We start from the raw sequence: 13172 nt of genomic DNA, 5'->3' as shown, positions 1-13172 counted from the left end.
CCCTTGCTTTATCTTATTTTTATCTGGTATCTTTCTTCATTCTTATATTTTAAATAAAACTCGACCATGGCTGGTACACCTTCTCTGAAATCCGGGCAAACAATTCCTGACCCTGCTAAGTCCTTTTGCGCTTCGGTGCAATCAAATCGCCCTTGCCAGGTGAAATATTCCAATGCCTCTTTTTCGACGCCTAAATAGGCTCGTACAGGCCGGATTGATAAAAAGGCCTGACTTAATGCCATTGGTACATGACCTTTTGGTTTTTTCTTATATAATTCCCCAACAAAAAGTTCATATATTTCAGTCGCTTTACACGGTTTTGGATCGGTCAGATGATACGTCTTCCCAACCCCATCTTTATATAATGCCAGATATGCAGTTGCCTGTATAATATAATCAACCGGGACGAGGTTGACAACTGTCTCCCTTTCCGACGAGATATATGGATACATAGGAAGGAAGCTGAGACGATCAAGAAAATTAAGGATGAAATATGGCCCGTCGAATTTGATGGTTTGTCCTGTTTTGGAATGTCCCTTAACGATTCCTGGCCGGATGATTGTGATAGGCACCTCGCTTTTCAATTCCTCGACAAGCACTTCTGCATCATATTTCGTCCGCTCATAATGGTTCTTGAAGCTTTGTGGAAGTACAAGTTCATGCTCGTACAAATTTCCTTCTCGATTACCAGCAACGTAAGCTGTACTAAAATACGTATACCGCTTCAGGTTACTTATGCCTTTAACCCACTCATTCACATGCTTTGTACCCTCGACATTGACAACCTGGGCAATCTTTTCCGGAACAGCTAAATCGTATATTGCTGCTAGATGAAAGACATGTGTGATCTTTTGTTGAAGGTTTTGATTCACCTTGGTGGACATATCAAGATTCTCCTTTGTTATGTCACCTATTACCACCTCGAAATCAACCTTTGTTCCATCAAGCTCATTTTCTATCTCTTTGATTTCCGCTTCCGCTTTTACCATTTGGTCAGGTAAGACAAGCAAATAGATTTTATTGACGGCTTCATCGCGTTTTAGCAGCTCCCTAATCAGCTGATTACTTATAAACCCCGGGAAACCAGTAAAGAAGTATATATGATTCATGATTATCCCCCCTTGTATTTATCTTGATTGTAATTTATTTTACAAATCATTACTATTTATACATAGACAAATAGAAATATATTTTGTTTTCGAAAGGATAATGATCATCGGTAGCGAACTTCTTTCAAAGAAGAATCATAAATCCGAGATGGCGATTTTGGTTAAATTCTACTTTTAAATAAAATTATTATCTATCTAGCCGATTTTCCGTTAGTATATAAGAAGGCGAATTTTTCGCGCATACATATTCGAGGTGAGCGCACAAGTGAAAAGAATTATTAAAGCATATGACTTCCCTATTTTCATCGCAGTCGTATTACTCTGTCTATTCGGTTTAGTCATGATTTATAGTTCGAGCATGATTACTGCAGTTGCTCGGTACGGCCAGCCCATGGATTTCTTCTTTGAAAAACAAAAAACGGCCTTTATCATCTCATTCATAGCCATGATAGTGACGATGATTCTACCTTATAAGATGTACAAGCACAAAACATTTTTAATGAGTATGATGTTCGGGATGGCGGGTGTCCTTTTGCTTCTCTTCATCTTCGGCCATACTGCAGGGAATGCCACAAGCTGGTTTAAACTAGGAACAAGTTCTATACAACCAGCGGAATTCTCAAAGCTAGCCATGATCATTTACCTGGCAGCCATGTATGGTAAAAAGCAGGACAAAATCAATAGCATTGATAAAGCCGTCATACCTCCTATTGTCTTTCTAGTTGGTATTTGTTTTTTAATAGGTATTCAGCCTGATTATGGAACGGCATTCGTCATATTTCTTATTTCAGGGACCATGGTGCTTTCATCCGGCATGTCTCTAAAGAGCATCTTTAAACTCTCGATACTGACACTGTTATTGATGGGTATCGTTGCTTTAGGAGCCCTAGTGACAGGGAACTTCTCCAGTATTTTCTCCGAAAACAAAGTGTCCCGTTTTACCGGATTCGCCGATCCATTCGGTACAGCAGGAGCAGATGGCTATCAGCTTGTGAATTCCCTATTCGCAATTGGTTCTGGTGGCATTACGGGAGTCGGACTTGGAGACAGTGTACAAAAATATGGGTATCTTCCCGAATCTCATACCGATTTCATCATGGCAATCATAGCGGAAGAGCTAGGAATATTCGGTGTGGCTTTCGTGCTTCTGTTACTAGGCTTCATAGTCCTAAGGGGCTTTATCCTTTCTGCAAAATGCAAAGACCCATTCGGAAGCCTGCTCTTGATTGGTATTTCATCCATGATTGGCATTCAAGTCGGCATTAATGTCGGCGGTGTGACTGGGCTTATTCCAATCACCGGAATAACCCTCCCGTTTATAAGCTATGGTGGTTCATCCTTACTTTTACTTATGCTTTCAATGGGAATTTATCAAAATGTTGTGATGAGAATGAATTTACTGGAACAAAAAGAGAAAGTCATTACGACGGTTCCGACTGAAGACATCATCTCTTCAAAGTAACAGGTACATGTGAAAAAGGCTATCCCAAAATTCATTAACCATGATTTTTGAGATAGCCTCTCTTTATGTTAAGAAGGGTTTGTAGTTAACTATAATCATTCATATATCTGTGACTATAATTAATATGGTAAGGAGATGAATAGATGAGAATCAACATGCTTATTTTTCTAACCTCATCCCAAGAACAAAAAGAAAATAATAGAACCGAATTGGTGATGAAAACATTTGAATCCCCGTTTCGTCCCATTACAGGGGATATCATCGATGACCCGGGATTTGACTCTGGTTTTCATAATGGATATGAGGTTGCTAAAGTCACTGTTAATTACGAGTTAGGTGAATGCTATGTTTCTCTGCAGCCGGTGGCCATAGAATTGGAGGACATTGATATCAACGATTATATTGACAAGCTTGTGGCAAATGAATGGCGTATAACTTCAAAAGAGGAATTATCACTTAACTAAATTACTTTCCAAAAAGAAGAACAAGAAAAGAAAAATGAATTATTTTCTTCTCTTGTTCTATTTAATCAGGAATAATTAGTTCTCTCTTTTTCACTTATTATAATGAATTCCGAATTTCGTAAAACCACTGATCAAACTGAGCAATGGACAGAGCAGACAGAAGAAAGCAAATGGTGCATAGTCTATTGTCGAAACACCTAATACCTGTGTCAAAAAGACCCCACATACTCCCCACGGAACAAGTGGATTCACAACGGTTCCTGAGTCTTCCAGCACCCGTGCCAACGTTTTAGGCTGTAATCCCAAATCTTCATATTTCTGCTGAAAGGTCTTTCCCGGAAGCAACACCGACAGATATTGCTCTCCAACAAGGAAGTTAGCACTGATTCCTGTGAAAACCGTTGCTGAAATCAACTTTGAAACACTAGTCAACGAATCTTGAATGCTGTTTAATATGGATGGAATAATGCCCAATTCAAATAATAATCCACCCATGGCCAATGCCAATAATACTAGCGAAATCGAGAACATCATGCTTTCAATGCCGCCCCTCGATAAAATGGAATCCAGTTGTTCCATTCCACTATCCAGGACGAAACCGCTAAATAAAATATCCGCTAGTTTCGGAATGGAAAGTCCTGGCGTTTGTATAAGTGCAATGATAGCTGCGGAAACGATACCTGCTGCTAAAGTAGGAATCGCCGATATCTTTTTAATTGCCATACCTAAAACAATGGCAAAGGGAAGCAAACTCCACAAACTTATAATCGTTTCCTTTTCCAAGATACTGCTCATCACTTCAATTTCTTCTATCCTGGCAATTTTAATGTCAGGAGAAAGAAAGAAAAAGATAACAAGCGTTATGATAAATCCTGGAACGGTTGTCCAAAGCATATTCTTTATATGCTCGAATAAGGATACTCCGACTGTTTCGGAGGCCAGGTTCGTCGTATCGGAAAGTGGGGACATTTTATCCCCTAGGAACGCACCCGAAATAATCGCACCTGCCGTGATAGCTAATGATAAATCCATTGCAGCTGCCATTCCAATGAAAGCCACACCTATTGTTGCCGAAGTGGTAAGAGAACTTCCGATGCACAGTCCAAGCAGCGAAGTTACCAGAAAGGTCACAGCATAAAAGGACTGACCTGAAATCCAATCAAATCCATAATACATGATGGTCGGAATTGTCCCGCTCGCCATCCAGATTGAAATTAACATACCGATAAAAAAGAAAATGTAGATGGCTCCCATACCAGAGACCGCCCCTTTTACGATGGCCGACTCCATAATGGAGAAAGGTAGCTTCTTAATCTTTCCATAAACAAATAAAAAAAGGATGGCCGCAATAATCGGGATATGCGGATCCAAACCATAATATATAATTCCAGTTGCGATGATTAATAAAAGTACGGCCAAAACACCTAGTGCCTCAGGCAAAGAGAGTTTTAGCTTAGCATCTTCCAGACGCATGATATGATTCCCCACTTTCAAGTTACTGCTACGATCCGCTCACACTTAAACGCTTTTAAGCGCTAAAGCATAGGCTTAATATATATGAGATTTTGAAAATTGTCAAAGGAATATTATTCTATACCTAATTAAAAAAGCACATGGAGCTTCAATATACTAGGTTATCCATTATTAGCTATACTATTTCCCGTTTGTTAGAAGATTACCACACCATGAAAAGGTATGGACCCTCTATTATCTTTACATATAAATATTCCTAAGAAAACAATAGGGCAATAAAAAAAGCCCGTGTAAAAAACACACGGGCTACGGGCTTCTTCTTATTTCATATCCATTGGGTTATATAATGTCACATCTGGGTTCTTATCCTGGAACCAACGTAGTGCGAATTCGTTTTCAAACAAAAACGCGTACTTATCATAGCGGTCCTTAACAAGGATGCTTCTAGAGCTGTGCAAGTTTTCATCCAGTTTTTCATCTTCTGCCCAACGGGTGATTTTGCTACCCATACGCTCCATCATGACCTCAACATTGTATTCATTTCTCATGCGATGTTCGAATACTTCAAATTGAAGTTGACCCACGGCACCAAGTAGATATTCTTCCATACGAACCGTTTTGAAGAGCTGAATGGCACCTTCTTGGACCAGCTGATTGATACCTTTATGAAAATGTTTCTGCTTCATTACATTTTTAGCCGTTACCCGCATGAAAAGTTCAGGAGTAAACTGAGGTAAACGTTCAAACTGATACATATCTTTACTTGTCGTAATCGTATCACCAATTTGATAGTTCCCAGTGTCATACAGACCAATAATATCTCCGCTTACCGCTTCATTAACCGTGTTCCGGTCATCCGCCATGAATTGGGTAGAAGACGAAAGGTTAATCGGTTTACCCGTTCTGCTCAAGTTTACATTCATTCCACGCTCGAACTTTCCTGAACATATGCGAAGGAAAGCAATCCGGTCACGGTGTTTCGGATTCATGTTTGCTTGAATCTTGAAAATAAATCCGGAAAATTCTTCACTGACAGGATTCACTTCACCTGAAGTTGTCATACGAGCTTGTGGCTCAGGTGCAAACTGGAGATAAGCATCTAAAAATGTTTGTACACCGAACGCCGTTAATGCACTACCGAAAAATACTGGACTTAGTTGACCATTAGCAATTCTCTCTTCCGAGAATTGGTTTCCGGCTTCCGTCAATAGCATTATTTCTTCTAATGTTTGCTCATATAACGGTGATTCCTTCAGTATATGATCTCCTTCAAGTTCACCTTCGTCATTCAAAGTAAGATAACGTTCCGGCCCTTCCGTCTTGAATTGTTCGATGCGGTTATTGAATCGATCGTATATACCTACGAAATCTTTTCCCATCCCGATCGGCCAGTTCATTGGATACGTTTCAATACCAAGCACTTCCTCAAGCTCAGCAAGCAACTCAAGTGGCATTTTCCCTTGACGGTCCATTTTATTGATGAAGGTAAAAATCGGAATGCCTCTCATGCGGCATACTTTGAATAATTTAACCGTTTGATCTTCAATCCCTTTTGCCGAATCGATAATCATTACGGCACTATCTACAGCCATCAGTGTGCGATAAGTATCTTCACTGAAATCTTGGTGACCTGGTGTATCCAGGATATTCACGCGGAAATCATCATAATCAAATTGCATGACTGAAGATGTAACGGAAATTCCCCGTTGCTTTTCAATCTCCATCCAGTCACTTGTCGCATATTTCCCTGTTTTTCTAGCCTTAACCGTTCCGGCATCACGAATCGCGCCACCAAACAGTAGTAATTTCTCTGTTAATGTAGTTTTCCCGGCATCCGGGTGGGAGATAATCGCAAAGGTCCGTCTAGAATGGACCTCTTCTTTTAAAGTAGGCATAATATGTTCCTTTCATTATTGGAATTGTCACTTAGCATTTATAGAGAACCTAATTGGTTTTTTCACATTGGAATGTCAACCTTTCTTCTTTATGTAGAAGTCTTGATCATACACAATATATGTAGGAAAAATATATCATAAGGCTTATACCTTCGCTACTCGGCATCTATTTCAATCAACCTTACTATTTTAACACGATATGAACGAAAGATGTAGGGGTGAATAAATCCAGGAATTGAAAGGGGCAATAAAAAACAAAAGACGCTGTATCAGCGCCTTTCCCCTGCTTCTTATAAGGTTATGGTTTGTTCTAATAGTTACTGATCTTACCAGCCTTCATCGCTTTTTGATTGCGTTTTCTTTTCCAGCGTTTCTTGACTTCTTTAAATATTAATGGAGCGGCAAAAATTACTGCTCGTTTCAGGATTTTTTTCATATTCAATCATCCTTTCTTTTTTTCTTATACCCCAAGTATCATCTCGGAAAACTTATGACAACAACATCCTTATCCTAATTTCAGCTTAGAAAAGCCTATTCTCATTCCACTTCCTGCATCATTGATTTTTAGTTTTACCGGGTTGAATCTTCTTTCTCACACGGCCATTGAAACTGCTATGAATAGTAAGAAGCACCTCTGTCTTACTTTCCCCTATAGCATTACGTTTACACCTATATGGTTAAGGGAGGATTAAATCCACACCAACAATAATCTAAAAGGGATACTCTCCAATTCACACAATTGGAGAGTATCCCTTATTTTATCTATGCAATTCCTTTGAGGTATAACTCATTCCTTAATTGTTTTCTGGCTCTATATAAATTGATTTTAACAGTCGCCTGCTTAATCTCGAGAACTGTGGCGATCTCCCGTTCTTTTAATCCGCCATTTACTTTCAGTAGCAATATTTCCCGTTGCTTATGGGATAATTTATATAAGAGATTGGTGATATCTTCTTTTAGCACCCATAAGTCCATTGAATCATCCCCATCATATTGGCGACAGGGCTTGCTTTCCAACCAATCAATCATCTCCTGCTGGATGACTTGACTCCCCCGCTTTTGCTTACGCGAAAAATCAATGGCCGTTCTCGTCGCAATGCATGCTAACCATGGCCCCATTTTCCCGCTATCCTTAATCGTATCCAGTTTAGTATAGGCCTTTAAATAGGTTTCCTGCGTGATATCCTCTGCCAGGTAGGGACATTTGATAATGGATAATGCGATATAATAAATCCGCTTATAAAATGAATGATATATCAAAGAAAAACCTTCCGATTCTCTAAATCTCTCATCCATCAACCTCACCCCCCTTAAAGTAGTCCGAAATAAAACTGGGAACATGGGGACTAGAAAAAGATCTAATCTCAAAATCTCGGCTATCTTTATAATAAATAACAGCTACATAATCGCCATCCCCATAATATATTCTGCTGTTTTCGATAACCGAATCGATTTCAACTGGCCCGTCAATTCTCATTTGAATGGGCTGCTTTTCTATTTCCGCTTTGATTTCTTCTTGGGTTACATCAGAAAATTTCAAATCAGACTTGGCTACAAGAATATGAGAAATATCATCTACCGTTAGTCTTGCCTCATCCGCTTGTCCTGTTTTTTCCATCCAATTTGTGAAAGCCGGATAAGAAGAATTCCAATTCATATAGATGGTCTTATTATTTTCCAAAAGAATTTCAATGTAGGCATATTCGCCCCAGAATTGTGTCATTTGAGCAAGCGTCTGATTATTCAAGTCTTCCGATAATGCTTGCACTGCTTCCAGGAGCTGTTGTCTATCTGTAATGGTTACGGATTTATCCAATTCTCCTGTCGCATCGATTTTAAGTTTATAAACTTCCTCAACAGGTACATTTAATAGCTCATTAACCATATGTTTATATTCGCTAGATTCATAGATTTTCGCTAACAGCGGTAAATAAGCTTCATAATTCTTCAAATGGTACTCTCTCGCTAACCGCCTACCATTCTCCAGTTCATATATAAGGAACACAGAGTTTTCGGGATTCGTTTCTTCCAAGCTCTCCATCTTACCCTTTTCTAGTATTTGCTGATGTAATAATCGAACGGCTGAGATATTTTCTTTTTCTTTTAGGAAGGAAGATTCCTTTTCCGTTTCGTCATCTCCATCATACAAGGGTGAATAGTTCCCGATATATATACTGTTAATCATGTTTTTATCAGGCACCTTTGATTCAAAAGATATCGGATCCAACTTCAGAATGATGACAACCATAATGAAAGCCACCGCAAAAATTGCGTACCCTCTTAAGGAGACCGTGACTCGCCAAGTCTTTTGTAAGACGAGATCGCCTAAATAATAGCCAATCATAGACCCAATAACATAACCAACTAATACCCATTCCATTTTCCCTGTAGACTGACTAAAATAAAATCCGGCAAAAAGCATCATGCTTGTTGTCAAGCCATATTTAAAGATTGGTTTAATCATAGGAAAAACAAAAGCCTGTGATACATGCTCCAATTTTCTTCGTTCATAAAGAATTAACGATAGCCATAGAAAGAGGCAGGCGACGATTGCATAGATCAATATTTGGAACGAGAAAAAAGGCACTTTTTCCATTTCCGTAGCCGCCAGCAAAGGCGAAATACTATTCATTTTGGCATTTAAGTAATATTCGGAAAAAAAGCCCTTCAACAAAAATCTCGCATTCGCTATAAGTAAGATAAATAATCCAGCCGGTAACCCAAGAGTTATATAGGTAAGTAATCCTTGTAGGGATGAGAGCCCCGTCACCATTCCTATTAGAACAGCTACGGAAAAAATCACTCCCTCCATCAAAAAGGTAATTCCCATCCAGGATCCAATATCTGCAAGGTCATATAGCTTATCAACATCTAAAGCTGAATGGAATATCCCCAATACTGACCCTGTAAGCAAAATGGGTAGGCTGATAAAAACAATCCCCATCCCTATCATATGAAAATATATACTTCTTCGCGTAATGGGTAAGCTATGTAAAAAGTCCGAAGCTTGTTTAACGTGCAAGAACCGAAAAAGAAAAATGGCAAGCAGCACCGGAATGGTAATGACTAAGACAAATTGAATCATCTGCTGACTGGAAAATAAATTTACAAAGTTCATATATTCATTATTATCATTAAGAATAATCGTTAATATTTCCAAAGGCAGCGCAAAAATAAGACCGATGAAATAAAGAAAACCAATCCATCCGGAACTTCTGAAAATATAAAATATCAGTTCTCTATTAAATGATGTTATTCTGGATGGCATACCCTATATCCCCCATTTCATAAATGAAGATTTCTTCTAAAGTAAGGGGTAGCATATCGAATATTTCAGGTTGAAATTGATTGAAATGCTCCTTAATATCTGATTCTTTTCCTTTTACAATGCATACGATGACGCTGCCACGCCTTTCCTTATTCAGGATGTTTATGCCACGGTAAATACCATATGGAATATTATTTTTAAAGGCAATTTGAACTTTATGTACATCCGCTTTTAAATCATCCAAATCCTTCTGAATGATCAGCTTCCCATGATGCAATATCCCCACATGATCGGCCAAATCTTCAATTTCCCGAAGGTTGTGGGAAGAAATTAAAATCGTCATTTCTCGTTCTGATACATCCTGAATCAATAACTGTTTCACATTTTTACGCATGACCGGATCAAGACCATCAAAGGGTTCATCGAGTATGAGCACTTCCGGCATCGTTGAAAGCGCCAGCCAAAAAGCAACCTGTCTCTGCATTCCCTTAGAAAGTTTATGAATTTTATATTGAAAGGGGATTGTGAACACTTCCTGCAATTGACAAAAGCGTTCTTGATTCCAATCACTGTATACGTGACTATAAAAACCTGCCATTTGTAAGACGGAATAATTAGCCAAGAAATAAGGCATATCAGGAAGGAAGAAACACCGATTTTTCACTTCGCGGTTTTCGAATACAGGGGATTGGTCAATAAGAACTTCTCCGCTATCCTGAATTAAATTACCTGATAGCATTTTCAAAAGGGTCGTCTTTCCTGCCCCATTCGATCCCAATAATCCAAAAATAGACCCTCTTTGGATGGATAGGGTTATGTCCTTGATTGCTTCTTTCCCATCATATAACTTATTAACCCGCTTTATTTCAATCATGTATTTCCCCCCTTAGCTAACAAACTAGTTTCTTCGACTATCCTATAAATCTCCTTCTTTTCAACTCCAATATATAAGGCTTCCGCAAGCACCTTTGTTAGCTCTGACTTTATCTTTTCTTCTTTTAATGAATTTTTCGAATTTCTTTGTGGTAATACAAAATTACCTTTTCCAGGTATTGTATAAATGTACCCATCCGTTTCAAGCTGCCTATATGCTTTTTGAATGGTATTAGGATTAATGGTCAGTTCCTGAGCCAGTATTCTAACAGAAGGCAATTGATCATGCTCTCGTAGTACTTCACTAATCATAAGCTCCTTGAATTTCTCCATTAATTGTTCATAGATGGGTCTTCTACTTTGTACGTCCAGCTCAAACATTATCAGCCCCCTCACTGTCCTAGGTGTACTACGCTGCTTAATACAGTTATTATAAAACAAATTATTCCAAATTAATACATATATTTAAAATATTATCCATTTTTCATTCATAGCGAACTCTCTATCTTTTGTTTAAAAAATCTCATATAGGGAAACTATAAACTAACTAAATCAAAAGGAGTTGTTTTTTTTGAAACCATTATATACAACTGCAGTTACCGTACACGGTGGTCGTGAAGGACATGTTAAATCAGAAGACGGCATCCTAGATTTTGATGTAAAGTCACCAAAGGAATTGGGTGGATCAGGTGAAAAGGCAACTAATCCAGAACAGTTATTTGCCGCAGGATATGCCGCTTGTTTTGACAGTGCTTTGAACCTTGTCCTAAGTAAAGAAAAAAAGAAAGTGGATACAACAGTTACTGCCAACGTCACGATTGGGAAAGATGAAACCGATGGGGGCTTTAAATTGGCTGTTAGATTAGATGTTTCCATACCAGAACTAAGCAAGGAAGAAGCCGAACAATTTGTACAGAAAGCACACGCTACCTGCCCTTATTCTAAAGCAACCCGTGGAAATATAGACGTTACACCAATCATCGTATAATAAAAGGAAAGGAATCAGCTACAGAAGCTGGTTCCTTTCCTTTTTTCAGTTGATTTCATCTACTCAACATTTCAAGTCCCATTACGTTACTCTTTCATTGTGGTACTTCATTACTCCCTCCCCTATATTAGATTATTTTGACAAAGCTCCTTTAATTGATTTAAATTGGGGTAAATAATTACTATCGGTAAACCCAATGGAATTAAGGAGTGTTCACATTGAAAGAGTTTTACTTAATAGTATTGATAATCTTTTTGTTCATACTAGTACTCTCTCTTAAAAGAAGGAAAAGGCCTATCCCCTTCCACTCGGAGCATCCTTCACCTCTGAAAATTGGACATCGTGGGGCATCGGGATACTGTCCTGAAAATACGATGGCATCTTATTATAAAGCCATTGAAATGGGAGTTGATTTCCTCGAGGTGGATATCCACCTAAGTAAAGACGGGGTGCTTGTGGTTCACCACGATCCCACACTAGAGAGGACAACGAACGGTAAAGGGAACCTAAAAGATTTTACAGCGGCAGAGTTACTGAAACTGGATGCCGGCAGTTGGTTCCATCCTGATTTTAGAAACGAGAGAATTCCCCTACTTAGCGAGGTATTAGACGCGTTTTCGACAAATGATGTTGGGATATTGATAGAAATTAAACATCCCTCTCAATACCCCGGTATCGAGAGGAAGCTGGCAGATGAACTGCTAAAAAGGCCGATTGGTTCCATGAGTGAAAATAAGATTATGGTTCATTCTTTTGATATGAAATCCATGAAGAATTTTCATGATCTCTTACCCAACATTCCAGTCGGTGTACTGATAAAACGGAGAATTTCGGATCAAAAACTAAAAGAAATATCGGAATTTGCAACTTTTGCGAATCCAAAGCAAACTTTGTTAACCCAGTCTCTTATTGCACGAATACGAAGTCACGGAATGAAAGTATTTACCTGGACCGTCAATAATAAAAAACAAATGCACTCGTTAAAGAAAATGGAATTGGATGGAATCATCTCTGATTATCCAGACTTTTTTTGATATGGAAACAAAAATGAAGTTCCCCTTAAAAAACAATCCGCAGAAGCGGATTGTTTTTTAATAACATTGAAAAGATCGAATCTCATCTTCATCAGTACCATAATAAGCCCACCGTTTTTGATTGGGTCTCCAGCGATAACCAGCCACAGAATTACGACCTACGTAAGTAGGGTAGAACCAAAATGATCGGCCATTTTTCAGCCAGACATACGTATTTTGAAATAAACACCTTCTCATTGACCCTGCTTCTATGCCAAATAATCCTATATTGATAAGCTGCGGAATAAATAAAGGCGGCGGCACGGAAGGTGGACCTCCTCCTTGAGGAGGGCGTGGTGGCGGGCTGCCTTGGGGCGGGCCTGGTGGTGGACCTCCTTGGGGCGGTCTCGGCGGTGGACCTCCTTGAGGCGGGCCTTGGGGCGGACCTCCTTGGGGAGGGCCTTGGGGCGGACCTCCTTGGGGCGGTCTCGGTGGTGGACCTCCTTGAGGAGGACGTGGGGGTGGCTGTCTTTCTCCTTGGCTTTGTTGTCCAAATTGATTAGGGTCTATCGGAAAATCTTCGCCTACATAGTGGGTAAATGGATTAGGATATAACTGATTATCAAA

Annotated in this window: 14 protein-coding genes; 5 read left to right on the top strand and 9 right to left on the bottom strand. The window is 39.2% G+C overall.

Annotated elements, in window-relative coordinates; all coding sequences use genetic code 11:
• Positions 1–8: 8 nt before the first annotated feature.
• Positions 9–1109: an SDR family oxidoreductase gene (locus ACQKL5_RS06645; protein WP_427607373.1), complete on the bottom strand. Its 1101-nt coding sequence runs from the start codon at positions 1107–1109 to the stop codon at positions 9–11.
• Positions 1110–1374: 265 nt separating this feature from the next.
• Between ACQKL5_RS06645 and ACQKL5_RS06640 the strand changes: the two genes are divergently transcribed.
• Positions 1375–2571 (top strand): FtsW/RodA/SpoVE family cell cycle protein, encoded by a 1197-nt coding sequence (locus ACQKL5_RS06640; protein ID WP_427607371.1) that lies wholly within the window; start codon positions 1375–1377, stop codon positions 2569–2571.
• 143 nt (positions 2572–2714) lie between these two features.
• Entirely contained in the window at positions 2715–3035 is a 321-nt protein-coding gene (locus tag ACQKL5_RS06635; RefSeq protein WP_427607369.1) for a hypothetical protein, read from the top strand.
• A 90-nt stretch (positions 3036–3125) separates the two neighbouring features.
• Here ACQKL5_RS06635 and nhaC read toward each other — a convergent pair whose 3' ends face one another.
• From nhaC to ACQKL5_RS06600, 7 genes are all read right to left on the bottom strand, one after another.
• Positions 3126–4508, bottom strand: coding sequence for a Na+/H+ antiporter NhaC (gene nhaC, locus ACQKL5_RS06630; protein ID WP_427607367.1), 1383 nt, complete (start codon positions 4506–4508; stop codon positions 3126–3128).
• Positions 4509–4828: 320 nt separating this feature from the next.
• Complete coding sequence (locus ACQKL5_RS06625; RefSeq protein WP_427607365.1) at positions 4829–6403, bottom strand: peptide chain release factor 3; 1575 nt, start codon at positions 6401–6403, stop codon at positions 4829–4831.
• A 310-nt stretch (positions 6404–6713) separates the two neighbouring features.
• Positions 6714–6839, bottom strand: coding sequence for a hypothetical protein (locus ACQKL5_RS06620; RefSeq protein ID WP_427607363.1), 126 nt, complete (start codon positions 6837–6839; stop codon positions 6714–6716).
• A 326-nt stretch (positions 6840–7165) separates the two neighbouring features.
• Positions 7166–7699: an RNA polymerase sigma factor gene (locus ACQKL5_RS06615; RefSeq protein WP_427607361.1), complete on the bottom strand. Its 534-nt coding sequence runs from the start codon at positions 7697–7699 to the stop codon at positions 7166–7168.
• Positions 7692–9671: a hypothetical protein gene (locus tag ACQKL5_RS06610; protein WP_427607360.1), complete on the bottom strand. Its 1980-nt coding sequence runs from the start codon at positions 9669–9671 to the stop codon at positions 7692–7694. Before ACQKL5_RS06610 ends, ACQKL5_RS06615 begins: the two co-directional genes overlap by 8 nt.
• Positions 9646–10545, bottom strand: a complete 900-nt coding sequence (locus ACQKL5_RS06605; protein WP_427607358.1) for an ABC transporter ATP-binding protein — start codon at positions 10543–10545, stop codon at positions 9646–9648. The genes ACQKL5_RS06610 and ACQKL5_RS06605 overlap by 26 nt, the downstream gene beginning before the upstream one ends.
• Positions 10542–10925: a GntR family transcriptional regulator gene (locus tag ACQKL5_RS06600; RefSeq protein ID WP_427607357.1), complete on the bottom strand. Its 384-nt coding sequence runs from the start codon at positions 10923–10925 to the stop codon at positions 10542–10544. Before ACQKL5_RS06600 ends, ACQKL5_RS06605 begins: the two co-directional genes overlap by 4 nt.
• 190 nt (positions 10926–11115) lie before the next feature.
• Here ACQKL5_RS06600 and ACQKL5_RS06595 point away from each other — a divergent pair, with 190 nt between their 5' ends.
• Both ACQKL5_RS06595 and ACQKL5_RS06590 read left to right on the top strand, forming a co-directional pair.
• Entirely contained in the window at positions 11116–11532 is a 417-nt protein-coding gene (locus tag ACQKL5_RS06595) for an organic hydroperoxide resistance protein (protein ID WP_427607356.1), read from the top strand.
• Positions 11533–11786: 254 nt separating this feature from the next.
• On the top strand, positions 11787–12566 hold the full coding sequence (locus ACQKL5_RS06590; protein WP_427607355.1) for a glycerophosphodiester phosphodiesterase: 780 nt from the start codon (positions 11787–11789) through the stop codon (positions 12564–12566).
• A gap of 57 nt (positions 12567–12623) precedes the next feature.
• On the opposite strand, the gene ACQKL5_RS06585 is transcribed toward ACQKL5_RS06590, so the two are convergent.
• The gene (locus ACQKL5_RS06585; protein ID WP_427607354.1) at positions 12624–12869 is read right to left on the bottom strand and encodes a hypothetical protein; all 246 of its coding nucleotides are present in this window, start codon (positions 12867–12869) and stop codon (positions 12624–12626) included.
• A gap of 5 nt (positions 12870–12874) precedes the next feature.
• Between ACQKL5_RS06585 and ACQKL5_RS06580 the strand changes: the two genes are divergently transcribed.
• The gene (locus tag ACQKL5_RS06580; RefSeq protein ID WP_427607353.1) at positions 12875–13108 is read left to right on the top strand and encodes a hypothetical protein; all 234 of its coding nucleotides are present in this window, start codon (positions 12875–12877) and stop codon (positions 13106–13108) included.
• Positions 13109–13172 lie beyond the last annotated feature (64 nt).

The sequence above is a fragment of the Peribacillus sp. NPDC097675 genome (genome assembly GCF_050277655.1).
Taxonomy (GTDB): Bacteria; Bacillota; Bacilli; order Bacillales; family DSM-1321; genus Peribacillus.
The sequence above is the reverse complement of the archived record's forward strand: the minus strand, read 5'-3'. Positions and strand labels throughout refer to the sequence as shown.

What these genes read in the sequence shown, in the direction of transcription:
- ACQKL5_RS06625 (WP_427607365.1), bottom strand. Translation starts at nt 6,403, where the DNA reads ATGCCTACTTTAAAAGAAGAGGTCCATTCTAGACGGACCTTTGCGATT.
- ACQKL5_RS06620 (WP_427607363.1), bottom strand. Translation starts at nt 6,839, where the DNA reads ATGAAAAAAATCCTGAAACGAGCAGTAATTTTTGCCGCTCCATTAATA.
- ACQKL5_RS06610 (WP_427607360.1), bottom strand. Translation starts at nt 9,671, where the DNA reads ATGCCATCCAGAATAACATCATTTAATAGAGAACTGATATTTTATATT.
- ACQKL5_RS06600 (WP_427607357.1), bottom strand. Translation starts at nt 10,925, where the DNA reads ATGTTTGAGCTGGACGTACAAAGTAGAAGACCCATCTATGAACAATTA.
- ACQKL5_RS06645 (WP_427607373.1), bottom strand. Translation starts at nt 1,109, where the DNA reads ATGAATCATATATACTTCTTTACTGGTTTCCCGGGGTTTATAAGTAAT.
- ACQKL5_RS06605 (WP_427607358.1), bottom strand. Translation starts at nt 10,545, where the DNA reads ATGATTGAAATAAAGCGGGTTAATAAGTTATATGATGGGAAAGAAGCA.
- nhaC (WP_427607367.1), bottom strand. Translation starts at nt 4,508, where the DNA reads ATGCGTCTGGAAGATGCTAAGCTAAAACTCTCTTTGCCTGAGGCACTA.
- ACQKL5_RS06615 (WP_427607361.1), bottom strand. Translation starts at nt 7,699, where the DNA reads ATGGATGAGAGATTTAGAGAATCGGAAGGTTTTTCTTTGATATATCAT.
- ACQKL5_RS06635 (WP_427607369.1), top strand. Translation starts at nt 2,715, where the DNA reads ATGAGAATCAACATGCTTATTTTTCTAACCTCATCCCAAGAACAAAAA.